Genomic DNA, 23,455 nt, shown 5'->3' with positions numbered 1-23,455 from the left:
CAAGGAAAGAAGTTTGCAACCGCAACCTGTTTAAAACTTCTCCTCTATCCCTAGACCAAAAAGAGCAAAATCATATTTGACTGGATCTAAAGGATCAAACGTCCGAAGTTTTTGAGTAAGTTCTAAGACTGTAAGCCAGTCAGTCTGCTTTCGGGTGATCAGTCCCAGCTTTCGCCCGACACGGTCCACATGCAAATCGCAGGGACAGAGCAACTGGGCGGGTGAGATGTTTTTCCAGAGACCAAAATCAACTCCATTTTGATCTGTACGCACCATCCAGCGTAGGTACATTGTGATTCGCTTGCAGGCTGCCTTTCGGGCAGGAGTTGCAATATGCTTTTTTGTACGGCCGGGCGAATTTTCCAAACTGAAAAACAACTGATGGAATTGCACAAGAATCGATTCCATGGCATCAATATGATTGGTCTGGCCAACTAAAAAAGCTTCTTCCAGACTTTCATGGGTACGATAAAACCAACTGAGGAAATGAATGAAGTAGAGTGTATCCACATCATTGAAAGTCCGATGCTTAAATGTCAAAAAAGCCTTTAAATCTTCCTCTTGATGATTCAAAAGAAAATCATGAGGGGCATTATCCATCATCCCGAAGAGTTCGAGACATTTGTTAATGATCGTTTTGCGCTGTCCCCAGGCTAGTATTGCTGCAAAAAATCCGGCAATCTCAATATCCTGCTTTTTGGTAAACCGGTGGGGAATGGAGATCGGGTCGTTCGGGATGAATTCTGGTCGATTGTATTGCTCAACTTTCAGGTCGAGAAATTCCTTAAGTCCTTGCATCAGAGCTGAACTTTTATCTCACCACCCTGAGTCCCATCAAACCACTTTAAACACAGTGCATCCTCGGTTTTTTCGGAAACATGCCAATCGAAACTCTTAATCGTAGTCAGTGATCTGAGCGCATCCCGATCAGGATCATAGAGGCAAATATCAAAATCAGGCATTTCTTTGGGATCTTGGGTATTCCATTTTTCTAAAATAAACCCTTCCTCGAGTACCCTGACTTTGTTACCAAAAACATAATCCTCCAAAATGGAAGGAACTCCATCTTTTCTCCTCAATTTAAAACCCGCCGGGCCGAACATGATCTGCAAAAAAACTTTTGCTTCGAGCAGGTTATTGGAATATTCCATGGTTTTCCATTCTGATTCTTTCAAAACGATGGCTTTCCCCTCTGGTCTCAGACGGGTCAGCAGGGAAGAAAGCTTAGAAAACAAGTAGGTGAATCCAATAAAAAGTAGCCCAAAACTCGCCAAAATAGGGTAAGAGATAATGAAGATGACATTCCAAACCAACCGGAATGCGTGATGAAAGAAAAGTTGAAATTTGTTCATTGAGCAATACTGACAGGACAAAGGTACGCTTGCCTGATAAGAAAGGCAAAGAATGAACTTTCAGCCTTAAAATGAAAAAGCCGACGTCTGCCGGCTCGTTTTGCGATATTTTAGGGGTAAAATCAATAAAGTACCTCTACAGGGAAGCGCTGATTAACTGCACGCAATTGGTCAAATGCCGCCTGAGAAAGCTTAATTACCAGCTTAGAGTTATCGCCAGTCTCTGGTAGCTTACCAACAACTCTTGCAAATATAGTAATGTCATTTTCTTCATTTTTGACACGCATGATACTCCCAACTGGAGCATCTCGGTGCAAAACAAGGTATTTCTTATGCCCTCCTGTACCTTCAATAAGTTCAGCCTGACCATTTTCTTTGATGTTTTTGAATCCACCTGAGGTATTTTCAGGAGTTTCGTCGGTGTACATTTCTGTGGTAGAGGTTGCGACGCTTGGGGTGCCAATCACTGGAACAGTAACCGGTGCCTCAGGAGCTCGACCTACTTTGATGACCTGTCCGGATCGGAGATTATTGGAAGTCAGTCCATTCCATTTGATCAGATCCTCGACACTGGATTCATATTTTGTGGATAAAGAAAACAATGTTTCACCAGCAGCTACTGTATGCGAAATCCACTCTCCAGGAGCTACAGGAGCAGAGGTAGGTTTTGTCGGCTCGGTGGATACATTTTTTACTGCTACAGGTTCAGGAAGTGATTTTTTAGGTTGAACGGATTCAGTTTTTTTCTCTGCAGGTTTGGGCTCTGGTTTTGGTTTGATTTCTTCTACCACTGAAGTGGATTTGGAAGTAGTAACCGGAGAACTGGTTGTAGCGATTGCTATGGGCTGAGCTGCAGTCACTGGATTTTCAGGTGTCGTTTCCTTTACTATCAAGGCTTGCCCTATACTTAGATCATTGCCCAGCAACTTATTCCATTGTTTCAAAGAATCAACAGAAACGCTATACTTTTTCGAAATAGAAAAAAGTGTTTCTCCCGGAGCGACTTTATGGAGCATTGAACCAGGAGCCAAATCACTTTTGGCAAAGTATGGGACCCGGATCGTCTGACCGATTTTTAGGCCTTGCTTCAGGACTTCATTTGAATTTTGTATCTCTCCTACTGGCACCTGATATCTTCTGGAAATTGCAAAAAGCGTCTCCTGCGGGCTTACTTTATGTAGGATGTACGTTTTGTCTCCTACCCGCTCTACGCCTATAGAATCTCCTGCGATCAATTCAGAGGCAAGAGAAATAGAGCTGGAGAGCGAAAAAATGAGGAATAAAGTGCTTATAAATCTGTGTTTGAAGATCATAGTGTAAAAACGTTACTAGTTAAATTGGATCAACAGCTCTTTTTACAAGAATTATGCTAGAAATAGAAAAAAACGCCATTTTAACTCAGGGACTTGCTTAAAAAAACACATGATGAATAGGTTTGGGTATCCAAAAATAAAAAACTGGCGTATTGTTCTATTGATAGCTATCTTATGGCTGTAATCCAAGACTCCAAATGCAACTCCGCAATCTCTTCTTATTTTTACTCTGCTTCCTGACCCTTTCTGTCGCTGCTCAGGAAAAGACGGGTAAGATTTACACCTTCAAGATTGATAAGGATATCGATCCAGCCATGAATCGAAGGGTAAAAATTGCGCTGGAAGAAGCTGTAGCCGAGGAAGCGTCTTTGATAATCATCGAAATGGACACCTATGGAGGTGCTGTCAATGATGCAGATGATATCCGCACCATGATCCTAGAATCAGAGATCCCAGTGTATGTCTTTATCAACAAAGACGCAGCTTCAGCAGGGGCTCTGATCTCAATAGCCTGTGACAGCATCTATATGGCGCCAGGGGGAAGTATCGGTGCCGCAACAGTGGTCAACGGAACAGACGGTGCTGCAGCTCCAGACAAGTACCAGTCTTACATGCGCTCCATGATGCGCAGTACAGCAGAAGCTACAGGCAGAGATCCTAAAATTGCCGAAGGAATGGTAGATGAAAAAATAGAAATCGAAGGAGTGTCTGCAGCTGGTTCGGTAATCACTTTTTCAGTCTCGGAAGCAATAAATTATGGTTTTTGCGAAGGAGAATATAAGTCTATCGATGCTATTCTCGCTGCGCAGAATCTTCAAGATATGCCCATTGTGGCTTATGAGGAAGACTCAATTGACAAAATCATTTCGTTTTTTCTAAGCCCCGCAATTAGTGGAGTTTTAATATTGATCATCATAGGCGGGATTTATTTTGAGCTTCAGACGCCGGGAGTAGGTTTTCCGATTCTTGCGGCTATTGTAGCCACTTTGCTCTATTTCATCCCCTACTACCTCAATGGACTTGCGGAAAACTGGGAGATCATCATTTTCATTCTAGGAATTATTCTACTTGCGGTTGAGCTTTTTGTGATACCCGGATTCGGAATATTTGGCGTCTTGGGTATAATTTTCATTCTTGGCGGCCTGGTATTAGGCATGCTTCCTAATCAGGAATTCAATTTTGATTTTGTACCGGCATCACAACTTTTTGCAGCTTTACTGACCGTGATTCTAGCCGCTTTGGCATCGGTGGGATTGGTATTTTGGCTCACACCCAAAGTCAACCAATGGGGTGCGTTCAGCACCATCACGCTGGCAAGCACACAGGAAAGAAGCGATGGATATACGTCAAGTTTCTATTCCAATACATTGATGGGAAAAGAAGGAGTTGTCCATTCCCGCCTTAGGCCAAGTGGTAGAGTAGCGATAGATGGCGAAGTATATGATGCCTACTCTCGGGGTGATTTTATCGAACAGGGGGAAAAAATCGTAGTCATTTCTACTGAGGGCACATCTTTAAAGGTAAAAAGGCTCGAAGCTTGATCGAAAAATTATTTCGCTAAGTTTGCGGCATGAACCCATTTCAGTCGATCTACGAAACCATCGGAGAATCGCAAATCAAAGAACTTGTCAGGTATTTTTACCTGGAGGTAGAAGCGAATCCTTCTCTTAGAAAACTCTATCCCGAAAACCTTGAGCCAGCTGAGAGAAAACTTTTCCTTTTTCTGTTGCAGGTTTTTGGAGGTCCTAGCACCTATTCTGCAGAGCGGGGACATCCAAGATTGAGGATGAGACATTTCGAATGGAAGATCGATTCTGCGATGCGGGACCACTGGATCAATGCCATGCTTACTTCCCTGGACAAACTGAAACTTGAGCAAAATGTGAAAGAGCTCATGATGCAGTACTTCATTCAGGTGGCCAATCATATGATTAATCATGAATAATATTTTGTCCCGATTGCATTCAGTCTATGCTGCGGTAACATTTCTATTTACCTTCCTCCTGATTTTCCCATTTATTCTGATTTGTATTTGGGTACCCGGCTGGAAAAAGTTTGGACGAAAAATCAATCGGTATTGGGCCAAGGCGTATTTCACCTTGATTTTTATTCCAGTGGAAATTGAAATACGCGGCAGATTCGACAAGTCAAAACCGCATATCTTTTTGGCAAATCACTTCAGCTATCTCGATGTAGCCATGATGGGATTTGTACCTGGAGATGTACTTTTTGTGGGAAAAGCTTCAATCAGGAAAGCCCCTCTTTTTGGCTATTATTTCAAAAGCCTACACATCGCTGTGGATCGGGACCGGCTCAAGAGTCGTGCAGAGACCATGCGAAGAGCTGCTGAAGCATTGGATCAGGGAAGTGGGATTGTGCTATTTCCGGAAGGGGGGATTTATACCAAAGAACCACCACAAATGGTTCCATTCAAAAACGGTGCATTTAGGCTGGCAATGGAAAAACAAATCCCCATCATCCCTGTCACGTTAGCATTTAATCACCTAATTTTACCCGATGACAGCCGTCTTTTACTTCATCGACGAAGGGCAAAAATGGTTCTTCATGAAGGTTTGAATCCAAATAATTTCGAGTCAGATGAAGCATTGAAAGCTGCTTGTTTTGAAATTATCCAAAACCAACTCAATCTGGATAATTCTAATGTTTAGATTAGAAATCTTAAAATTCCTATCAGCAAAACTAGGATTTATCCGATAAGATATCGTTTGACCCAGCGTTGATTAATTTTTGCAAAAAATGAAAATAGACAAAGAATCCATCAAGAAAATAGCCCATTTGGCTCGATTGGAATTTGATGAAAAATCTGCGGAAAAAATGTCCAAAGACATGTCCCAAATTCTGGATTGGGTGGAGCAACTCAATGAACTGGATACGACGAGCGTTGAACCACTGACTACCATGTCCTCAGAAATAAATGATATGCGAGAGGACAAAGGCGGTGTTCATCTAGCTAAGGAAGCGGGACTTAAAAATGCTCCTAAACGGGATACCGACTACTTCCGTGTTCCAAAGGTTTTAGAATAACGATGGGTAAAGACAAAGCCATTTTCAATCATCTGGGAAAAATTACCGCGCTCCTGTTTTTAGTGACGGGAGTTTTTTTTGCTGGATATTCGGCCATTTTTGGTTCTTCCTATTATCCAAATATTATCCCTGGGGCATTTCTGGATTCCCTCCCCATCAATTTGGATTGGGTGAATTTAGGCAAGCTTTCCTTTCCCATTCAAGTGGATAATTTTCTGGTATTTCAGGAATATCAAGTGCTTCCTCCGGGATTTACCTTGACTGAAAGTTACCTTTTTGGTGGAATGATCTTTTTGCTATCTGTGTCGGCATTGGCACTATTCAGTACATTCAGAAAGATCCCCTTTTTGATTTTTGGAGCTGCTTGGATTGTCTTGTTGACCCTTTCAGGGACTAACGGATTGAATATTGGCGCTCCAAGTACCAATACTCCTTTACTTATTTTGATCGTTGGCACCATTTTACCAATTACCATTTTCCATGTGTGGAAACCCAATACTGGGTTTTTGATTCGTTGGATCACTTCCTTCGTGTCTACAGGGATGGCAGTTTTCGCTTTGATCCAACTTAGCCCAATTACCAACCCATCCCTTTACCTCGCCGAACAAAGTCTGATAATTGGCTTGGGAATGGTTATTTCATGGATTTTTTGGCAAGGACATGGCATAATCTCAGGCATATACATTCTTCTCGCCAGAGCGAATAAAAATGTGAGTATGAAGATCTCCTGGCAAATTTTGGGGATCTCAGCCCTATATCTTCTGACGCTGATATTTTTATTGTTGGATTTGAAAGGTGAGGTAAACCTGCCTTTTCCCACGTTCTCACCACTTTATTTGTTGCTGCCGATTGGAATTTTAGGATGGCTATCTACTAAAGAAAAGTTGGGTCAAGTTTCAGAAATTGCTTCAGAACCCAAGTTTTTAAAAGCACTTTTTATCCTGGGTTTTGGCATTTCCTTTTGGATGATTTGGAAACTTAATATTTCAGGAAATCAGGCCGCATCCGAATTTTTGAAGCACCTCCTCATTTATTCTCAATTTGGATTTTCCTTGTTCTTTGTCGTTTACCTGATCAGCAATTTCTTTTCAGTAATGGACTCGGGCAAAGCCATAGACAAAATCCTGTACAAACCCTTTTCACTCCCCTACTATCATTTGCGAATTGGTGGACTGATTACAATTTTGGTCATCACGATCTACATGGATGCAGTTTTAGCTCCTCAGACTAATTCAATGACAACCAATATTTTGGGAGACTACTATTACCAAACCAGCCAAAAGCTCGAAGCGAGTATTCTATATGAGAATGCATGGGCGGCATATCGCAAAAACCCGAAAGCCAAAAATGCCACTTCCCATCTTCTTTTTGACCTCAACCAGCCTACACTGGCTAAGCAGCATCTGGATCAGAGTTTCGCAGAAGCACCACAGGTAGATAATATTTTGCTGCTCAGCGCTCGGATGATTCGGGAAAACAAACCCTTTGAGGCTGAATTTTACCTAAAAAATGGATTGGTGCGATTTCCGGAAAATCCATTTTTGATCAATAATCTTGCCTTGGTCTATGTCAAATTACAAAAACCAGAAGAGGCAATTGCCCTCCTTTCTGGAAGCACATCCGCAGATCAGGTGCTGGAGGCCAACCGCATTGCCTTACTGAGTAAAATGAAAACGGACAGTACTGCCACCAGTAGTGGAAACCAGCTCATCCCGAGAATCAATCAATTGGCAAGTCATAACCTAAATGGACGACCAATTGATTCGGCGGAAATACAGAATCTGAGAAAGTTACTTGAGAAAGAAACTTCACCAATGCTGGTGAATGCGGGAATCAGAAACCTATTCTCCATCAAAAATCACCATAACACTTCCGATGACCTTGCATGGATTGATTCTTTGAGCAAAAAAGAAGAGATGCTGGATTACCTGATGCAGGTCCAGGAAACAGCGTCAATCCGAAGCCTTTCCGCCGGAAGGGTTACAGAATCTGTCAAAAATCTAAACGGGTTGGCATTTCGAAACCCTGGAGATGCTGGCTATTATTTAAACCTGACCGCAGGTATTTTGGCTCAAAACCTTGATTTTGTAAAATCGAGTAAAGACATCATTGTAGCAGAGGAAAAGGGGTTCAGGGCCTTACGGGCAAATCATTTTTTGATTTTAAGGCTAGGAGGGTTTGAAGAAAAAGCTTTGGAGCTGGAAGAAAAGTATCAATTCCCAGGGCCAAGTATACCTGATGAATTTTTGATTTCTCTTTCCAGATTCAATCAATCCATCCCAGACCAACTTTTTGACCAATGGATTTCAAGTGAAAATGTCGATTGGAAGACGACTTTTGCGCTTCTCCTTCTGGAGAGAAAGGCACATGGTCTTACAGATTATCAATTGAATGAACTGGGAAATTTCCTGAAAGGAAAAGTAGAAAATGAAGAGAAGCTCGCAGTTTTTCTCAAAAATCCGGATTGGGCGAATGAAGAATCTTTACTTGCCTTTACTGAGTTTCTGAAAGTAAGTGATGAGTTGAATGCAAATCCTTACAAAACCCCATTGGTGCTAAGTGCGGCAGATCGACTGAGCGATCCACTGGACCAATATGAATTACTCAATACAGCCAGTGAATTCAATCAAGATCCTATGCTTTGGATGAGAAAAGTAGAGGCTGCAAAACGGATTGGATTGGATAATTATGCCAGTGCAGCATTGCAGGAGATGAGTAACTGGCTTACATGGGATGAAATAGAATTGCTGATGGGTACCAACTATTGACCTTTTTTCACGTATTTTGAGAAATTGGTATTCCGAATAAAAAAACTAAACCACTATCTTAAGCAAAATTTTCTACTATGAGCAAAGTCATTGAAACCCACGAAATCAACAAAACCTATAAAATGGGCTCAGAAGTCATTCAAGCCCTCAAATCAGTCAGTATCTCTGTAGACCGTGGTGAATATGTGGCCTTCATGGGGCCATCCGGATCTGGAAAATCTACCCTGATGAACATCATTGGATGTCTGGATTCTCCTACATCAGGCACCTATATTTTATCGGGAAAGGATGTCAGTGATATGAGTGAAAATGAACTTGCTGAGATCAGAAACAAAGAAATTGGATTCGTCTTTCAGACGTTTAACCTATTGCCAAGAGCAAGCTGTCTGGACAATGTGGCTTTGCCGTTGGTTTATGCTGGTTATAGTAGAGCAGATCGGGAAGAATTGGCCTTTCAGGCGCTTTCGAATGTAGGTTTGGGAGAAAGAACCAAACATAGACCAAATGAACTTTCTGGTGGTCAGCGCCAGCGTGTTGCGATCGCAAGAGCACTGGTAAACAATCCCAGTATCATCCTTGCCGATGAACCTACAGGTAACTTGGATTCTAAAACCTCCTACGGAATCATGGAGCTTTTTCATGAGCTTCACGCAAGTGGCAACACCATCATCATGGTTACCCACGAAGATGATATCGCCCACTATGCCCATCGGGTGATTCGCCTTCGCGATGGATTGGTAGAAACGGATAAAATCAATCCCAATCCGACCCGTGGCGTAATGATGCCCGTTTGATTTTAACCAAGTAAATTGAAATAGATTCTTATTTTTGCCAGAGAACGAAAAGCGGCAGAATGAAAATCTACACCAAGACTGGAGATCAGGGAATCACATCACTTCTTGGGGGCATGCGTGTCCCAAAATCAGACCTAAGAATAGATGCCTACGGCACCATTGACGAGCTGAATTCTTATATTGGATTACTTAGAGATCAGGAAGTTAACGGTAAAAGATCCTTGGTTTTGAAAGAAATCCAAGACCGCTTATTTACAATCGGGGCAGATTTGGCGACAGTACCTGGAAAAGATAAAGTCAAGAAGCCGGATCTCCATCTGGAAGATGTCGAAGCACTCGAGCAGGAAATGGACCAAATGGATGCAAAACTTCCTATGCTTACTGCCTTCATACTGCCTGGTGGACATCAGTCTGTTTCTTTTTGTCACTTAGCCAGAACAGTTTGCCGGAGAAGCGAAAGAATTGTGGTCGAATTGGCATCGTTTGAACCAGTCTCCGAGCTTGTAATTCAATACCTCAACAGACTTTCTGATTACCTATTCGTATTGGGGAGACTGATGGCTCAGGAGCTACAAGTTGAAGAAGTCACCTGGAAACCCAGATTATAATTACCCAATGCTTTTTTTTAAATTGCCGAAGCATTTTTGACTTGGTGATACCAAGCAGATCTAAAAAGAATAATAGTCCAATATTTTGCCTCAAACGAATTGCGCATGAAGACCTCTCTAGCCATCCCTGTCCAAAAAATAGCAAAGTCTAAAATTCATGAGACTGACTTTTCAAATCTAGTGTTTGGAAAAACGATTTCTGACCACATGTTTGTGGCTGATTATATCGATGGAGAGTGGACAGATTTGAGAATAGAACCCTATGGGCCATTAGATCTTCATCCGGCAAATGCTGCACTGCACTACGGTCAATCCATCTTCGAAGGAATGAAAGCCTACAAAAATGACAAAGGCGAAATCTTGATTTTCAGAGGAGATGCCAATGCCAGAAGGCTGAATGAATCTGCCATAAGGATGTGTATGCCTGAGATTCCTGAAGAGATTTTCATGGAAGGTTTAATTCAACTGGTTGATTTGGATCGAAACTGGGTACCAAGTGGTAAAGGTGCTAGTTTGTATATCCGTCCATACATGTTTGCTATGGACAATTACATTGGCGTAAAGCCCTCCGACACCTATAAATTCATCATTTTCACATGTCCAGTTGGTGCTTATTATAGCAAACCAGTGAATGTTAAGGTAGAAACTGATTTTACCCGAGCCACTGAAGGAGGTACAGGCGCTGCTAAAACTGCCGGAAACTATGCCGCATCGCTATTCCCTGCCCTTCAGGCCCAGCGTGCTGGCTACGATCAGCTGCTATGGACAGACGGAAAATCGCACAGCAAGATCGAAGAAAGCGGAACTATGAACGTGATGTTTGACATCAACGGAACATTGATCACTGCTCCTACCCATACTGGAACTATCCTCAAAGGGATCACTAGAGATTCGGTAATTCAACTGGCAAAAGATTGGGGTAAACCGCTTGAAGAACGTTTTCTTACTGTTTCCGAGCTAAAAGAAGCCCTTGAAAACGGGTCCTTAAAAGAAGCTTTTGGTACTGGAACCGCAGCCACTATCGCCCATATTGCTAAAATCAATGTAGGTGGCAAAGACTATTTTTTACCAGAAATAGATCATAGCGCATTTTCAAATCAGGTTTTGAAAGAACTTGATGGAATAAAATATGGAACTATCGCTGATACCAGAGGGTGGATCGTAAAAATCTAAGTTAAAAACGAGAGGGAAACCTCTCGTTTTTGTAATTTTTCACTTATGAAAATAGGATTAACAATCGTCTTGTTCTTTTCAATTCTCCTTGGGATCCAAGCACAATCCAAAGATTTCATTCTAGTCAAAAGAGGAGGAAATCAAAAAACTCAACTCAGATACTATCCTGGTGAAAATATCACCTATAAAAGCAAAAAACTGGGGTATTTCGTTACCGACCAGATAGTCAGTGTGGACAAGGACTTCATTTATTTAACAGAAAATATCTTAAGTCCAGCAGACATTATTGAGTTGGATATCAGAAACAAAGATCCAAGAAATCGAACTCTCAAAAATCTAACGGCATTATTCCTCGGTGCTGGAACTATTTTATTAACTGTGGACGCAGTCAATAGTATTTACCAAGAAGATCAGTTGAGTGTGGATGGTGGGGTGGCTATTACTTCAGGTATCCTGATTGGGACTGGTCTAGCGCTTATGCCTTTACGCTACAAAACCTTCAAAAACACCACAGGGTACGGAATTCAGATTATTATCATGAGTGTGGAATAATCGAACTTTGCTGGCAAAAGCGGTTTTTTTTTCAGACTTTTGCAACTTAAATTTTCACCTAGACAGATGACTTCAGAACAACTGAAAGACTTGAAAGCCCGCACTTCGGCTTTGAGGAGGTATCTTTGACTACGATCGTAAGAAAGCAGAAATAGAAGACTTCGAAGCCGTATCGGCTCAGGCAGACTTCTGGAACAACCCAGAAGAAGCCGAAAAAACAATGAAACAAATCCAGGCCCGAAAAGGCTGGACCTCATCTTTTGAAAACTTGGATCAAAAAATCCAGGACTTAGAAGTGCTGTATGAATTTTATAGTGCTGGAGAAGTATCAGAAGAGGAATTGAAAGCAGATTATCTCAAAGCAAAAGAAGCCGTAGAGGAACTTGAGCTCAAAAAGATGCTTTCCAATGAGGAAGATCAACTCAATGCAGTCCTAGAAATCAATCCCGGGGCAGGAGGAACAGAAAGTAATGACTGGGCTTCCATCCTGATGCGAATGTACATCATGTGGGGTGAGAAAAATGGATTTAAAGTACGTGAAGTAGATGTCCAAGAAGGAGAAGTTGCAGGAATCAAATCAGCGACTTTGGAATTTGAAGGGCCACTTGCTTATGGATTTTTGAAATCGGAGACAGGCGTACACCGTTTGGTTCGAATTTCGCCATTTGACTCAGGAGGAAGACGGCACACTTCATTTGCTTCTGTGTATGCCTATCCGGAAGTGGATGATTCGATCGAAATCGAAATTAATCCCGCCGACGTGGAATTACACACTTCCCGATCTGGTGGTGCTGGCGGTCAAAATGTGAACAAGGTCGAGACCAAAGTCCAATTGACTCACAAACCCACTGGAATCGTCGTAGTTTGCCAGATCGAACGATCTCAGTTAGCCAACCGGGAGAAGGCGATGCAAATGTTGAAGTCTAGACTTTATCAGCTGGAATTGGAGAAGCGAAATGCAGAAATCGCGCGGATCGAGTCTTCCAAACTTCGGGTGGACTTTGGTTCTCAAATCCGAAACTATGTCCTTCACCCCTACAAATTGGTGAAAGATAACCGTACTGGACATGAGACCTCTGATGCACAAAGTGTATTGGACGGAGGTTTGAATGAGTTTATGAAAGCCTTCCTTCTCGCCCAAAGCGAGGAAGAAGCGAATAAAGAGTAATCAAAAGAGGCCGGAAAAAATCCGGCCTCTTTTGATTTTATTGATTTCAATTTTTCCTTCAAAGTTTAATCATAGATATCTTTTCGATGGCCTAAAGTGATGACATCTACAATTAATTGGCTATCAATAACTTCATAAATTACACGGTAATTACCTATCCTAATTCGAAAACCATCACGCCCTTTTAATTTTTTACAGCCATTAGGCCGAGGATCTTCAGCAAGATTGGCAATGGCAGATAGAATTGGTTGTGCATTTGAATCACTAAGTTTATCCAATTCCTTTTTGGCTCTCTTGGACAAATAAACCGTGTATTTAGGCATCCTTCTTTTTTCTGGATTCTAAATAATCATCAAACAAAACTCTCTTTCCATCATCTTCTTTTTTCGCCTCATCATAAAGTCGGATATCTTCCAATTCTTCCAGCTCCTCCATCAGTGCGTCGAATTCTTCTACTGGCAAGACCACTAAAGCCTTTACACCTTTCGCATCATTTATGTATTGAGGATTTATAGTTTTCATATCTCAGATATTTAAATTCAATATTCAAATTAATGGTAAACTGTTTTTACAATTGTGTATTCATCAACCACTTTCAATGAGGTCAAGCTGATTTCAATCACATCAAACTGTTCATTGTCAGGGTTTCGAGTTTTAGGAAATTTAAAAACCCAATTTAGTGATTCTGAATTCGGATTAAATTTTAGGTCAGTTTCGTATTTGAAGGCTAAAAATCCTCTCGAGTTTGCTTCTTCTAACGCAATTTGAATGATTTTAGCAGTAGACTGGAACTTTTCCTTATTAGAGTATCCCTTTTTTGGCCAGTTTACAAATAAAAGTTGACCGTATTCATCAAGCCGCAATTGTAAGAAATAACTTTTTATTCCAAGAGTTATATCGCTCAGGACAAAGTTCAAATCGTAGGCCGGAACCTGCCACCGGAAATTAGATACTTTGTGATTTGGACTAGAAAAGTAACTTTTCAAGTCTATATTTTGACCATGTGAAAAGGTTACATTTTTAAAATTGCTTCCAACCATATCTATTAAATATTCTTCCAAAGCAGTTTTAATCTGAACCGGAAGTTCAGAAACTGAATCAATATTACTTGCATGTTGACCATAAACGGTGAATCCATTGAAGGGTTGATCTACTAGGATTTGTTGTCCTTTTACATCAGTCCAGCAAATAAGTAACATTGGAATAAGCAGTGTGAATCTCAAGTTCTTGCGGAATAATTTAATGTTTTAATACGTCAAAATAAACAAAATTGTCAAGTTCCGATGCAGTCTAACTCATTGGTATTTAGAAAATGAGTATGCTCTAGGAAAATTCCCAATTGGATTTACGCGCCTTTGTTAACACTTTTGTGCAAAATGCGATTCGTCCCCTCTTTTTTCACGCTCGATTTTTTCTTGCTTTGCGCAAGCTCATTTTTGTTTTTCTCTTCATTCAACATGATTATCCCGGAACTCCCGGCTTACCTAAGTTCCTTGGGAGGTGAGGATTACAAGGGTTTGATCATTGCCTTATTTACATTGTCGGCGGGACTGTCAAGACCATTTAGTGGGAAATTAGCTGATAAAATAGGCCGTATTCCCGTAATGATGGTCGGGGCAACAGTTTGTTTTGTGGTCGGATTGCTTTACCCCATCCTGACTTTTGTTTCAGGCTTTTTGTTTCTCCGATTTGCTCATGGATTTTCGGCAGGCTTCACTCCTACCGGAGCTTCGGCATACGTGGCCGATATTGTTCCCTTCCAGAAAAGAGGAGAAGCCATGGGGATCCAATCACTTTTTGGTTCACTGGGAATGGCTGCAGGACCTGCCGTGGGTGGTTGGATCGCAAGTATCTGGTCTATCAATACGGTCTTTTACTGCGCGGCTTTCACTGCAATCTTCTCGATACTGATCTTGCTTCGCTTGAAAGAAACACTTCAGGAAAAAGAACCGCTTTCCCTGAGCTTATTTAAGCTCAATCGAAATGAAATCATCGAGAAGCGGGTATTACTCCCTTCAATCATTTTGTTCCTTTCGGTCTTTTCCTTTGGAGTTGTGTTGACAATCATCCCTGACTTTTCAACATACTTGGGTATAAAAAATAAAGGCTTGTTCTTCGCAGTATTTACAATTTCCTCCTTGGGAATCAGATTAATCGCAGGCAAAACATCAGACCGGTATGGACGTGTCGTCGTCCTTCGCGCAGCTGTGATCTGTATGATGCTAGCTATGGTTGCAGTTGCTTTTGCCGAAACCAAAGTAGTATTGCTTTCCTCTGGAATTCTATTTGGAGGGGCAGTAGGCATGTATAGTCCCACAACAACGGCTTGGGTAGTAGACCGATCACTTGATAAATTCAGAGGTAGAGCCTTAGCTACCATGTATATTTTTCTAGAAAGTGGAATTGGAGTCGGAGCAGTGATCTCGGGATGGCTTTACGCTAACAATCCCGAGAACTTCCGCTTGGTGTTCCTAAGCTCAGGCGGTGTGGCATTTTTGGCTTTCGTAATTCTGTTTTTTATCAAAAGGGACAGAAAAACCTTTCTCCATCATCAGTAACCTAAGTAATTACTTACTCTAGGAATAGCCAAAATAGACTTCTGCCGACCATTGTAATAGGTTATTTTTTCTCCATCAAAAAAAGCACCTTCCTCCAGCATCACTCTGACATCTTTGTTCCACTCTTTGACGAAGACTACCGCATTCAATTCGATTGCGTAGCCGGTATTTGCATGAAGTGGAAAATCACCCGCTCCTGGAGTATTGCCTTGATTATCCCACATCCCGATCGTAGGGCCAGCAGAATGTCCGTAGAAACCTAAAGGATGTGTATAAATACTTCCCCTGATCTTCTCCGACTCCATCTGCTTTTTGGATTCACGAAGAATTTCATTTCCTGTTCTTCCGGTTTTATAATTGGATGTCAAAATATCCTGAAGGCGATTTCCGATTGCTAAGGCGTCCTGAAGATATTGGGGAACTTCTGTTTCACCCGCCTTTAACACATAGGCCAGTTCCTGAGTATCAGTATTCAATCTTAAATAGTTGATCCCAAAATCAATATGAAGTAAATCTCCGGGCATAATCACCTGCTCGCTAGGTCTCACTGCAAAAGAGCGACTTGCCTCATCCGAAGCAGGATCAGGACGTTGAATATCTACTGTCGGATGAAACCAAGTATCCAGCTTCATTTCCACAATTTTCTCCCGATAAAACCAAACCACATCTTCGGTAGTCGTCACGCCTGGTGTGATCACCCGCTCAGAAAGTCCCTCAGCAATGATGTAATGGGCCAATTCCTGAATATGCTTGTAAGCCGCCATCTCAGCTGGCGTTCGGGTTTCCAGCCACCTTACTGCCAAAGTCTGGGCAGAGACAACTTTATTCTTTTGTGATTCAGGCAGGTTTTTGATAAATTCCTCATGATCAAAATGCGTCAATCCATCTGCATGCCCATAATCTTTGGCATAGTTGAGGCCAATCTTTTTTGGATTTTTAGAAGAAATGATTTCCATCAAAGCCTTCCATTGATCCGGTTGCGCTTCAGGATTCCAAGCTTTTTTAAAAGATTTTCCCACATCATAGCGAGCAATGGCATAGGTCTCTACAGGTCCATTTGGAGCTGATTGAAACATTACCAGAATGGTTCTCCGACGAGCTGCATGCCAAGTAGCCGGCAAAAGCGTACGTATTACCGGATCTTCGTTGTATTCCCGGGACATCACAATCCACATGTCAATTCCGGTTTCGGTCATCAGCTTGGGTAAAAGATTCTGAATCCGATCCTCCAACCACGAGTCAATCACCTCTGCCTGAGCCCGCTGGGTAAGTACAGCAGGTTGTTGTGAAAAAGAAGGGATAGCGACAAAAAGCGCAATCAAAAGAAATAAAAATTGTTTCATGGGATTCAGTTTAGATTTGAACCCAAGATAAGGGTAAGTATGAAAAGTAGAAACGGCTTTTACGAAATCGACACAGGTTTTGACATAGGGGTATTGGCCAGAAGCCTTTTCTTGCTCAACGTCCTAAATCTATAAAAAAGCATCACGGCTGTAATACTCAATCCTATAAGCAGTCCATACCAAATACCTTTTTCAGCCATTCCAAATTCAAAGGCAAAAAGATACCCTAAGGGTAAGCCCAAAACCCAATAGGCCATCAACGTAACTAATGTAGGAACTTTGACGTCTTCCATTCCCCGCAAAACACCCAAGCCAACTACTTGAACCCCATCTGAAAGTTGAAAGAGACCCGCAATGATTAACAAAGATGCCGACAGTGCAATCACCTCTGGATCGTCAATGTATAATGTAGGCAGATAAAATCTAGCTGCAATGAACAGAACTGCTGCTGCAAACATAAATACAATCACCATCCCAAAAACTACCATGCCGGCTTCTCGCATGGCCTTGATATTTCCCCTACCGATCTGATTACCTACTCGAATCATCCCGGCTGTCGCCAAACCAGTCGCCATCATGTAACTGATTGAGGCCAAGTTTAAGGCAATCTGATGACCTGCCAAGGCGTTGACACCTATCCATCCCATCATAATCGCAGCTGCGCTGAAAGCAGAAACTTCAAATATGAACTGAAAACCAGTGGGGATACCGATTTTTAATATTCTTGAAATCATTGGTAAACTGGCATTTCGGATGGAAAAGTTCAGCTTAAATACTTCATAGCGCTTGGAATAGAAGACGTAGCCACCCATCATGACCATCATCAACACTCTTGAAATTAAGGTCGCCCAACCAGCTCCATTAAGACCTAATGCAGGAGCGCCAAGATATCCCCAGATCAATACCCAATTCAAGAAGACATTTATCACATTGCATAAAATCGTGATATACATCGCCTGTTTGGTTTGAGAAAGTCCTTCTGCCATCTGCTTAAAGGTTTGAAAAACCATCATCGGTAGAAGTGACGCTGTTATTATCAAAAGATAAGGAATAGCAAGTACCACTACTTCCTCAGGCTGATTCAGGAAATGGAGCCCCTGAGACAATCCCAAAACTACAAATGTCAACAAAATACTCGTGGCAATATTTATCCAAAGCCCATGGCTGAAAAGTCGGGAAATTCTTTTCGTTTTCCCCTTGCCATCTGCCATTGAGATAAGTGGGGTAATCCCCATTGATATTCCAATACCAAACATCATCAAAACGAAAAATATACTATTTCCCAAAGATGCAGCAGCCAAAGGTAATGCACCTAAGCGTCCCACCATCATACTATCAGCTACACCGACTGACACCTGCCCAAGCTGACTCAGCATCACTGGATAGGCCAAGTGAAATGTAGTATTTAAATGATCTCTAAGTGTCATGTGCTCAATAGCCTAAAATTCGGGCTGCTTTTAAAAGTCCTGCTATACTTAAACTGTCAGTAATTTCCCCCGACATCACCATTTCAAGCGCCTCCCGGAAGGAAAGTTTTTTGACCTGCAATATTTCTGTCTCCTCAAACTCCGTTTCTCCCTCGGTAAGTCCCTCTGCCAAGAAAACATACCCCTCTTCGTCGGTTACCGAATTGGAAGTATGGATAGTCATAATTTGGGTCCATTTCTCAGCCGTCAGGCCTGTTTCTTCTTTGAGCTCTCGCTTAGCCGATTCTAAATAGTCAATTTCAAGTGGACCTCCGCCCATAGGAATCTCCCAAGAATAGCGATCTAATGGGTATCGATATTGACCGATGAGCCAGGTATTGCCTTCCTCATCCAAGGGAATAATGGCCAAAGCTCTGTTTTTAAAATGAACTTTTCCGTATATCCCAGCATTTCCAGCGGGGTTAATGACCTCATGCTCTTCAAGTCTTATCCATGGATTTTCATAGATTTTCGAATTTTTGAGTGTCTTCCAGGGGTTTTCAGTCATATTTTTTCAAAAAAAAAGGGCGGATGGGCCGCCCTTGAGTATAATTAAAATCCTGCTTAGGCAGGAATAGGGAGCACTTTTGAGTCCTTAAAGGTAGACAGAATTACCATGGATTGCATTGAATCCACCTCTTTGATCTCGGAAACTTTTTCCAACATCAATTTTTGATAAGCAGTAATATCTTTTGCAATGATTTTCAAAATAAAATCACCCGTTCCAGTGATATGGTGACATTCAATGACTTCGGGGATTTCGTTGATTTCTTTCATGAAAGCATCAATATTCCCTTTGTTATGACCAATTAAACTTACTAATACAAAAGTGCTGACACCAAGACCAATTCGCTCAGGATCCAACTTGGCATGATAGCTTTTAATAATACCTGACTGCTCTAATTTTTTAACTCGTTCCAAAGTTGGAGCCGGAGACAGTCCGATGTCTTTTGACAATTGGGCATTGGTGATTTTGGCATTTGCCTGCAAGATTTCAAGAATCCTACGATCTATTTTATCAAATTTTATTCTAACGCTATTATCCATGTCTTTCGGATTTACAAAATTTTATGTGGTACAAAATTAATATAATTGATGAATGTTTTAAATCGAAATAAACCTTTTTGATGAGCGGAAATCAAAATTTTGTTAATCTTTTACCATAAATCGACAAAGAATACAATTGAAACTCTTTGCCCACTCCCAAAAATTCAAATTATCTCCTGTTATAACGTCGATTAACGGGAAAAATTTACTTAAAGTTTATTCTTTTTAATAAAATCTCTTGCCTCTTTATGAGCAGGATGTTTACGCTTCGCATATTTTTTTACCTGATCGAAATATTTCCGCGCTTGAGCTTTGTTTTTGGCCTCAGTTTCCATTTTTCCGAGTTGAATTAAGGAATGAAGGTAATATCCGCTCTCCTGAGACTCTGACTCCTCGCCATAGGCTATCGTTTTGAGGTAATATTTTTTTGCCTCCGATTTAGGTCCTACCCGATCATAATACTCCGCTACAAAAAATGCTGCGTATCGACCGCTGTTGGACTCATACCCATATTGTTTTTGATCGATCCGCTCGAGTATTTCAAATGATTGCTCTACGGCCTGAGTCCACCTTCCTACTGTATACAAATGCCTCGCATAGGACCTGTGGAAATAAGGGTTATTGGGGAATTTGGTATGTAAATACTCCGAAATTCTGAGTGCATCATAGGGTCGCTTCTCTTCTGAGGCATACAATCTGAAAAGGAAGTATTGGGCTTCAACACGTGTATAAAATGCATTGGAAGCTACAGTTTCCAGCTGTTGCAATCCCAAGGCTTTATTTCCTTTCGGAAAAAGAGCCATCACAGGTTTTAGCAGTGGATAGTTTTCTGGGATCCAGACCGAGAAGTAATTAAACAAGGCATCACCAAGCAAAAGCTCAGGATTGAACTCTTCTTCTCCCCTACTTAATTCCATGTATTTCAGCGCATTTCGTCCAGCCCAAGCAGCTTTGGTCCAACTTTTCCGCTCGCTGTAAAGTCTTCCCTGAAAACCATAACCGGCTGCCAAAAAGAACGCTGCCTCCTTGTTTTTAGGGTCCTCATCAAACATCCGCTCGGCTTTTTCATTTGCCCGGTCCAGATATTGTATAAAAATATTGTCAAAGCGAGTATTGGTTACATCCACCTCGATTCTCCACCAGTATCCCAAAGCCATCAAAAAATCCGGTAAAGGATGCTCCGGATATTGATACATGATCACTGCAAAATCCCGCTCAGCAGTCGGAAAATCAAAGTTATACATGCTGTTAATCGACTTGGTGATTCGATATTGAAGCCCTTTATCCAATAAGAGATACCCCGAAGGATTGGCCACAAAAGCCGAATCCACCGCTTGGGCAAATCCCTGAAGGGACATCAAGCCAATCCATAAACTTAAAATCAATTTCCAAACTCGACTATTCATTACTTTATATGGGTTCTGATTGCAAAACTACGGCGAATTCCAAACAATCATTTAGATTTGGATAGATTAACAATTGATAATGGCAAAATCTGCTTCACCCCTTGCACAACGACTCCAAGAGCTAATAGATTTCGATAAAAGAGTATATTTTTTTATGCTACTCCTGATGTTTTTGGTCATCAGATATCTGACCAACACGCTGATTTTGGAATCAATTCCCGACTACCAAACCATCGAAGCACAAGGTGGATTAATGTTTTTCCACATATTCAACACCTTAGATTATGTTTGGACACCCTTCGCCCTGCTTTGGAAGTTTACCGTCATCGCTTTTTTGTTTTGGTCTATGGGCTTGATGATCGGGTACAAAGCTAATTTCAAGGAGCTCTGGAAGTTTGCTTTAGTTGCAGAAGTGGTCTTTATTTTTCCTGAACTGCTCAGAATCCTCGTTTACATCAATCCATCAAGTGGAGTTTCCTATTTAGACATTCAAAATTTCGAACCGCTGTCCGCACTTTGGATCGTAGGTCCGAGTAATATTGATGAGAAATTTCACTATCCGCTTTCGGTATTGAATATTTTCGAATTAATCTACGGAGTCATCTGGGTTTTAGGTTTTCACATGATCAGTAGAAGGTCACTGGAAGAAAGTACTCTGGTCGTTTTGATTGCCTATTATCTTCCGCTCCTCTTATGGCTTGGATTTTATATTGGTGCTTACCGCTAGGATTATTATGTGTTAATATATTGATGGTCTATGGATTCCCTGCCTGAGGCAGGAAGGTCTCGCATTTTGGATAATTATCCCATCATATAATATTCGCTGCACCCTCGATTTCATCTGTTTCTAATTTGATATTAGCAGTCAAATGATACGTCATAACTATTCTCCCCCTGTGAGAAAAGTTCTTTCTAAAGTGCATTTCTGAACTTTTTGGCATTTCCACTGCATCGCTGGGAGCAGTATTTGACTTCTTCCCAGTTTTTCTCCCATTTCTTTCGCCAAGAAAATGGCCGATGGCAGACGACGCAGATCTTTTCGGGTAAATGTTCTTTTTTCATCTTATGCCCAGCGATTGGGTAAGGTATGTTTGGTGATGATTCGATTGGCTTCATGTACGACTTCTGGGTCTTTTTGAGCTCCCCAGATTCTATCTCGGGCCACAGCAGCCGCTATTTCCGAGTTGACCAAAGGAAATGGATAATCTTCTCCCAAGTGAAACCCTAGACTCTGCTGCTCCAATGGTGTCAGTTCCCAAGGCGTATGGAGTAGCGAATTTGGCAAATTCGCTAATTCAGGCACCCACTTTCGGATGAAAACTCCTTCTGGATCATGGTCTTGGGATTGCTTGATCGGGTTATAAATTCTAACAGTATTGATCCCAGTGACACCTGCCTGCATTTGCAATTGAGGATAATGAATCCCTGGTTCGAAGTCCAAAAACATCCTTGCCAGGTGATTTTTACCGCTTCTCCAATCCTGCGAAAGATGATGCGTGAGGAAAGAAACCACCATCGCCCGCATCCGAAAATTCAAATATCCAGTCTCTTTCAGGCAGCGCATGCAGGCATCTACCAGAGGATACCCGGTCTTGCCATTTTCCCATGCCTTGATCCAGTCTTCCCGCTTTTGGTATTCAAACTTAAAGAAGCCCTTATTAATTGGCTCAAATTCCATCCTGCATTCCATCTCAAACTTTTGGATAAAGTGGCAATGCCAGCGAAGCCGCGATTGGAAATTGGTAAAATTTCTTACCTGAAATCCAGTCGAAGATTTTACTTCCGCCAACTGATACACCTCGCGAATCGAAAGACATCCCCAAGCGAGATATGGGGAATGTCGACTGCAACCTTTTCGCGCCAATTCAGGCTTACTGATGTGTCGGCTGTAATTTTTGACCCGATCTTCCAAAAAACTTTTCAGATAAATCCTTCCTTTGGATTCACCTCCGGGTTGCATTTGGGGATTTGGAGTCTGCCAAGATTCCGGGATGGATTTTTGAGGAAAAGACTCCCAGGAATGTTCGGAAAGGCTGATAAAAGCTGCTTTTCTCAGGTCTGGAGTTTTTAAAGGTGCTTTCGCAAAGCCAAACCAAGCGTTTCTCCAACGGTTTCGATTTTTTCTACCCCGCTGCACACCTTGTTGCAGGTATTCTTTCCATTCGATGCTATTCTCATCAAAAAAGCGCTTCATTTCCTGATCTCGCTCATAGGTTAATTTGATCCCTGTTTCCTGATGTGAATAGACAGCTTGGATTTCAAATTCTTCCATCAACTGCGCAAAGACCTCCTTAACTTCTGCATGAAAAATGGAGATGGAAGTTTGAAAGGGTTTCAGACGAGTATTCATATCAACAAGACTTTCCCATACAAACCTCCAATGGCGATCGTCACTCTGAGGAGCTGCCACCAGTGAGGGCTCAAAACAATACATCATCAACACCGGATAGCCTGCCACTATCGCTTCCGATAGCGGTTCATGGTCACTTAGTCTTAAGTCCCGTTTCAGCCAGACAATGGAGATTTTTTGCACGGTATAGAAACTTTACGGATTCTGGAAAGTTTCAACCCCATGACAAAAATCAAAGAATTGACTGGAGAAGAAATCGATCGAATCATCGAAATGGCCTGGGAGGATCGAACACCATTCGATGCCATTTTGGCTCAATTCGGAATCAGTGAAGGAGAAACAATCGAAATCATGCGTCGAAACATGAAGCTGAGCTCCTTCAAAATGTGGCGTGCGAGAGTTCAAGGAAGAGCAACCAAACACCAAAAGAAAAGTCCGAAAGACATGGATACCTTCAAATCCAGAATGCAGCGGAGCATAGCATTGAACAAAATCTCAAAACGATAAAAGGC

26 protein-coding genes are annotated in these 23,455 nt (G+C 41.7%); 13 read left to right on the top strand and 13 right to left on the bottom strand.

All coding sequences use genetic code 11. The features are described from left to right. Positions 1 to 30 precede the first annotated feature (30 nt). From DK188_RS12355 to DK188_RS12345, 3 genes are all read right to left on the bottom strand, one after another. Complete coding sequence (locus DK188_RS12355) at positions 31 to 798, bottom strand: TIGR02757 family protein (RefSeq protein ID WP_111671136.1); 768 nt, start codon at positions 796 to 798, stop codon at positions 31 to 33. Then, positions 798 to 1,352, bottom strand: a complete 555-nt coding sequence (locus tag DK188_RS12350; RefSeq protein ID WP_111671135.1) for a hypothetical protein — start codon at positions 1,350 to 1,352, stop codon at positions 798 to 800. Before DK188_RS12350 ends, DK188_RS12355 begins: the two co-directional genes overlap by 1 nt. 122 nt (positions 1,353 to 1,474) lie before the next feature. Then, a complete protein-coding gene (locus DK188_RS12345; RefSeq protein ID WP_111671134.1) occupies positions 1,475 to 2,665 on the bottom strand; it encodes a LysM peptidoglycan-binding domain-containing protein in 1,191 nt (396 codons plus the stop codon). A 197-nt stretch (positions 2,666 to 2,862) separates the two neighbouring features. Between DK188_RS12345 and DK188_RS12340 the strand changes: the two genes are divergently transcribed. From DK188_RS12340 to prfB, 10 genes are all read left to right on the top strand, one after another. Then, positions 2,863 to 4,206: an NfeD family protein gene (locus DK188_RS12340; protein ID WP_111671133.1), complete on the top strand. Its 1,344-nt coding sequence runs from the start codon at positions 2,863 to 2,865 to the stop codon at positions 4,204 to 4,206. A 29-nt stretch (positions 4,207 to 4,235) separates the two neighbouring features. Continuing rightward, positions 4,236 to 4,610, top strand: a complete 375-nt coding sequence (locus DK188_RS12335; protein ID WP_111671132.1) for a globin domain-containing protein — start codon at positions 4,236 to 4,238, stop codon at positions 4,608 to 4,610. After that, positions 4,603 to 5,334 (top strand): lysophospholipid acyltransferase family protein, encoded by a 732-nt coding sequence (locus DK188_RS12330; RefSeq protein ID WP_111671131.1) that lies wholly within the window; start codon positions 4,603 to 4,605, stop codon positions 5,332 to 5,334. The genes DK188_RS12335 and DK188_RS12330 overlap by 8 nt, the downstream gene beginning before the upstream one ends. 88 nt (positions 5,335 to 5,422) lie before the next feature. Then, complete coding sequence (gene gatC, locus DK188_RS12325) at positions 5,423 to 5,710, top strand: Asp-tRNA(Asn)/Glu-tRNA(Gln) amidotransferase subunit GatC (RefSeq protein WP_111671130.1); 288 nt, start codon at positions 5,423 to 5,425, stop codon at positions 5,708 to 5,710. A 2-nt stretch (positions 5,711 to 5,712) separates the two neighbouring features. Continuing rightward, positions 5,713 to 8,478 (top strand): tetratricopeptide repeat protein, encoded by a 2,766-nt coding sequence (locus DK188_RS12320; protein ID WP_111671129.1) that lies wholly within the window; start codon positions 5,713 to 5,715, stop codon positions 8,476 to 8,478. Between the two features lie 77 nt (positions 8,479 to 8,555). Next, positions 8,556 to 9,272, top strand: coding sequence for an ABC transporter ATP-binding protein (locus DK188_RS12315; RefSeq protein ID WP_111671128.1), 717 nt, complete (start codon positions 8,556 to 8,558; stop codon positions 9,270 to 9,272). A 59-nt stretch (positions 9,273 to 9,331) separates the two neighbouring features. Next, positions 9,332 to 9,880, top strand: a complete 549-nt coding sequence (locus DK188_RS12310) for a cob(I)yrinic acid a,c-diamide adenosyltransferase (RefSeq protein ID WP_111671127.1) — start codon at positions 9,332 to 9,334, stop codon at positions 9,878 to 9,880. A 105-nt stretch (positions 9,881 to 9,985) separates the two neighbouring features. Further along, positions 9,986 to 11,053, top strand: a complete 1,068-nt coding sequence (locus tag DK188_RS12305; protein WP_111671126.1) for a branched-chain amino acid aminotransferase — start codon at positions 9,986 to 9,988, stop codon at positions 11,051 to 11,053. A 45-nt stretch (positions 11,054 to 11,098) separates the two neighbouring features. Next, positions 11,099 to 11,605 (top strand): hypothetical protein, encoded by a 507-nt coding sequence (locus tag DK188_RS12300; RefSeq protein WP_111671125.1) that lies wholly within the window; start codon positions 11,099 to 11,101, stop codon positions 11,603 to 11,605. Between the two features lie 66 nt (positions 11,606 to 11,671). Beyond that, positions 11,672 to 12,773, top strand: a protein-coding gene (prfB, locus tag DK188_RS12295) for a peptide chain release factor 2 (protein WP_111671124.1) whose coding sequence is annotated in 2 segments (ribosomal slippage) — positions 11,672 to 11,731 and positions 11,733 to 12,773 — 1,101 coding nt in all. Because the reading frame shifts where the segments join, the coding sequence is not laid out codon by codon here. Between the two features lie 65 nt (positions 12,774 to 12,838). Here the strand turns inward: prfB and DK188_RS12290 are convergent. The 3 genes from DK188_RS12290 to DK188_RS12280 are packed head-to-tail and all read right to left on the bottom strand — an operon-like array spanning position 12,839 to position 13,996. Then, positions 12,839 to 13,096: a type II toxin-antitoxin system RelE family toxin gene (locus tag DK188_RS12290; RefSeq protein ID WP_111671123.1), complete on the bottom strand. Its 258-nt coding sequence runs from the start codon at positions 13,094 to 13,096 to the stop codon at positions 12,839 to 12,841. Further along, entirely contained in the window at positions 13,089 to 13,295 is a 207-nt protein-coding gene (locus DK188_RS12285; RefSeq protein ID WP_111671122.1) for a hypothetical protein, read from the bottom strand. Before DK188_RS12285 ends, DK188_RS12290 begins: the two co-directional genes overlap by 8 nt. A 29-nt stretch (positions 13,296 to 13,324) precedes the next feature. Then, entirely contained in the window at positions 13,325 to 13,996 is a 672-nt protein-coding gene (locus DK188_RS12280; protein WP_157963234.1) for a hypothetical protein, read from the bottom strand. Positions 13,997 to 14,149: 153 nt separating this feature from the next. Here DK188_RS12280 and DK188_RS12275 point away from each other — a divergent pair, with 153 nt between their 5' ends. Beyond that, a complete protein-coding gene (locus DK188_RS12275; RefSeq protein WP_111671120.1) occupies positions 14,150 to 15,331 on the top strand; it encodes an MFS transporter in 1,182 nt (393 codons plus the stop codon). On the opposite strand, the gene DK188_RS12270 is transcribed toward DK188_RS12275, so the two are convergent. From DK188_RS12270 to DK188_RS12250, 5 genes are all read right to left on the bottom strand, one after another. Then, a complete protein-coding gene (locus DK188_RS12270; protein ID WP_111671119.1) occupies positions 15,325 to 16,674 on the bottom strand; it encodes a M24 family metallopeptidase in 1,350 nt (449 codons plus the stop codon). The genes DK188_RS12275 and DK188_RS12270 overlap by 7 nt on opposite strands. Before the next feature lie 59 nt (positions 16,675 to 16,733). Beyond that, a complete protein-coding gene (locus tag DK188_RS12265) occupies positions 16,734 to 18,101 on the bottom strand; it encodes an MATE family efflux transporter (RefSeq protein ID WP_111671118.1) in 1,368 nt (455 codons plus the stop codon). Between the two features lie 4 nt (positions 18,102 to 18,105). Beyond that, a complete protein-coding gene (locus DK188_RS12260; RefSeq protein ID WP_111671117.1) occupies positions 18,106 to 18,648 on the bottom strand; it encodes an NUDIX domain-containing protein in 543 nt (180 codons plus the stop codon). Between the two features lie 56 nt (positions 18,649 to 18,704). Beyond that, positions 18,705 to 19,187: an Lrp/AsnC family transcriptional regulator gene (locus tag DK188_RS12255; RefSeq protein ID WP_111671116.1), complete on the bottom strand. Its 483-nt coding sequence runs from the start codon at positions 19,185 to 19,187 to the stop codon at positions 18,705 to 18,707. Between the two features lie 209 nt (positions 19,188 to 19,396). Continuing rightward, positions 19,397 to 20,593 carry a tetratricopeptide repeat protein gene (locus DK188_RS12250; protein WP_111671115.1) on the bottom strand — a complete coding sequence of 399 codons (1,197 nt, stop codon included), beginning with the start codon at positions 20,591 to 20,593 and terminating at the stop codon, positions 19,397 to 19,399. 79 nt (positions 20,594 to 20,672) lie between these two features. Between DK188_RS12250 and DK188_RS12245 the strand changes: the two genes are divergently transcribed. Further along, positions 20,673 to 21,320 (top strand): sulfate ABC transporter permease, encoded by a 648-nt coding sequence (locus DK188_RS12245; protein WP_111671114.1) that lies wholly within the window; start codon positions 20,673 to 20,675, stop codon positions 21,318 to 21,320. A gap of 185 nt (positions 21,321 to 21,505) precedes the next feature. Here DK188_RS12245 and DK188_RS12240 read toward each other — a convergent pair whose 3' ends face one another. Both DK188_RS12240 and DK188_RS12235 read right to left on the bottom strand, forming a co-directional pair. After that, positions 21,506 to 21,655, bottom strand: coding sequence for a DUF2256 domain-containing protein (locus DK188_RS12240; protein ID WP_111671113.1), 150 nt, complete (start codon positions 21,653 to 21,655; stop codon positions 21,506 to 21,508). Position 21,656: 1 nt separating this feature from the next. Further along, positions 21,657 to 23,126: a cryptochrome/deoxyribodipyrimidine photo-lyase family protein gene (locus DK188_RS12235; protein ID WP_111671112.1), complete on the bottom strand. Its 1,470-nt coding sequence runs from the start codon at positions 23,124 to 23,126 to the stop codon at positions 21,657 to 21,659. 39 nt (positions 23,127 to 23,165) lie between these two features. Between DK188_RS12235 and DK188_RS12230 the strand changes: the two genes are divergently transcribed. Continuing rightward, the gene (locus tag DK188_RS12230) at positions 23,166 to 23,450 is read left to right on the top strand and encodes a TIGR03643 family protein (RefSeq protein WP_111671111.1); all 285 of its coding nucleotides are present in this window, start codon (positions 23,166 to 23,168) and stop codon (positions 23,448 to 23,450) included. Positions 23,451 to 23,455: the final 5 nt, after the last annotated feature.

It is taken from the genome of Algoriphagus litoralis, assembly GCF_003259255.1.
Lineage (GTDB): Bacteria > Bacteroidota > Bacteroidia > Cytophagales > Cyclobacteriaceae > Algoriphagus > Algoriphagus litoralis.
Note: the sequence above shows the minus strand (reverse complement) of the source record. Positions and strands in the feature narration are given on the sequence as shown.

Bases quoted from the DNA above. Each gene is read 5' to 3' on its own strand.
- DK188_RS12270 (WP_111671119.1), bottom strand. From the start codon at position 16,674: ATGAAACAATTTTTATTTCTTTTGATTGCGCTTTTTGTCGCTATCCCT.
- DK188_RS12320 (WP_111671129.1), top strand. From the start codon at position 5,713: ATGGGTAAAGACAAAGCCATTTTCAATCATCTGGGAAAAATTACCGCG.
- DK188_RS12355 (WP_111671136.1), bottom strand. From the start codon at position 798: ATGCAAGGACTTAAGGAATTTCTCGACCTGAAAGTTGAGCAATACAAT.
- DK188_RS12265 (WP_111671118.1), bottom strand. From the start codon at position 18,101: ATGACACTTAGAGATCATTTAAATACTACATTTCACTTGGCCTATCCA.
- DK188_RS12290 (WP_111671123.1), bottom strand. From the start codon at position 13,096: ATGCCTAAATACACGGTTTATTTGTCCAAGAGAGCCAAAAAGGAATTG.
- DK188_RS12240 (WP_111671113.1), bottom strand. From the start codon at position 21,655: ATGAAAAAAGAACATTTACCCGAAAAGATCTGCGTCGTCTGCCATCGG.
- DK188_RS12350 (WP_111671135.1), bottom strand. From the start codon at position 1,352: ATGAACAAATTTCAACTTTTCTTTCATCACGCATTCCGGTTGGTTTGG.
- DK188_RS12250 (WP_111671115.1), bottom strand. From the start codon at position 20,593: ATGAATAGTCGAGTTTGGAAATTGATTTTAAGTTTATGGATTGGCTTG.
- DK188_RS12340 (WP_111671133.1), top strand. From the start codon at position 2,863: ATGCAACTCCGCAATCTCTTCTTATTTTTACTCTGCTTCCTGACCCTT.
- DK188_RS12300 (WP_111671125.1), top strand. From the start codon at position 11,099: ATGAAAATAGGATTAACAATCGTCTTGTTCTTTTCAATTCTCCTTGGG.
- DK188_RS12310 (WP_111671127.1), top strand. From the start codon at position 9,332: ATGAAAATCTACACCAAGACTGGAGATCAGGGAATCACATCACTTCTT.
- DK188_RS12315 (WP_111671128.1), top strand. From the start codon at position 8,556: ATGAGCAAAGTCATTGAAACCCACGAAATCAACAAAACCTATAAAATG.
- DK188_RS12305 (WP_111671126.1), top strand. From the start codon at position 9,986: ATGAAGACCTCTCTAGCCATCCCTGTCCAAAAAATAGCAAAGTCTAAA.
- DK188_RS12245 (WP_111671114.1), top strand. From the start codon at position 20,673: ATGGCAAAATCTGCTTCACCCCTTGCACAACGACTCCAAGAGCTAATA.
- DK188_RS12255 (WP_111671116.1), bottom strand. From the start codon at position 19,187: ATGGATAATAGCGTTAGAATAAAATTTGATAAAATAGATCGTAGGATT.
- DK188_RS12275 (WP_111671120.1), top strand. From the start codon at position 14,150: ATGCGATTCGTCCCCTCTTTTTTCACGCTCGATTTTTTCTTGCTTTGC.
- DK188_RS12285 (WP_111671122.1), bottom strand. From the start codon at position 13,295: ATGAAAACTATAAATCCTCAATACATAAATGATGCGAAAGGTGTAAAG.
- DK188_RS12345 (WP_111671134.1), bottom strand. From the start codon at position 2,665: ATGATCTTCAAACACAGATTTATAAGCACTTTATTCCTCATTTTTTCG.
- DK188_RS12260 (WP_111671117.1), bottom strand. From the start codon at position 18,648: ATGACTGAAAACCCCTGGAAGACACTCAAAAATTCGAAAATCTATGAA.
- DK188_RS12335 (WP_111671132.1), top strand. From the start codon at position 4,236: ATGAACCCATTTCAGTCGATCTACGAAACCATCGGAGAATCGCAAATC.
- DK188_RS12330 (WP_111671131.1), top strand. From the start codon at position 4,603: ATGAATAATATTTTGTCCCGATTGCATTCAGTCTATGCTGCGGTAACA.
- gatC (WP_111671130.1), top strand. From the start codon at position 5,423: ATGAAAATAGACAAAGAATCCATCAAGAAAATAGCCCATTTGGCTCGA.
- DK188_RS12230 (WP_111671111.1), top strand. From the start codon at position 23,166: ATGACAAAAATCAAAGAATTGACTGGAGAAGAAATCGATCGAATCATC.